Genomic DNA, 257 nt, shown 5'->3' on the forward strand with positions numbered 1-257 from the left:
TCTGGATCTCCTGTTCGCGGAGCATCTTCACCGCGGCCTCGCTGGCACTCGTCAGCTCGGACAGGTCCAGGACCAGCGGGCGCCGGGCCGCCTCACAGCTATCCGCCACGAGGGCGACGCCATCGTCGCGGAGGCGGCCTACCAGCCGCATGGTCGTGACATCCGGGGCATCGGTGACGATCAAGCGAAACACGCCCTACTCCAAGTCCTCGAAAAGAAGACGGCCTGGCCCGTTGCGCGGCCGCCCAGTGCGACCG

Annotated in this window: 1 protein-coding gene; it reads right to left on the reverse strand. The window is 68.1% G+C overall.

Annotated elements, in window-relative coordinates; translation table 11 throughout:
* On the reverse strand, positions 1-193 hold a 193-nt coding region (locus ACLJNW_RS26510; protein WP_410961554.1), incomplete at its 3' end, for a hypothetical protein.
* Between the last annotated feature and the right edge of the window lie 64 nt (positions 194-257).

Origin of the sequence: Salmonella sp. SAL4457 (genome assembly GCF_046548235.1) — a bacterium.
GTDB classification, from domain to species: domain Bacteria; phylum Pseudomonadota; class Gammaproteobacteria; order Enterobacterales; family Enterobacteriaceae; genus Salmonella; species Salmonella enterica.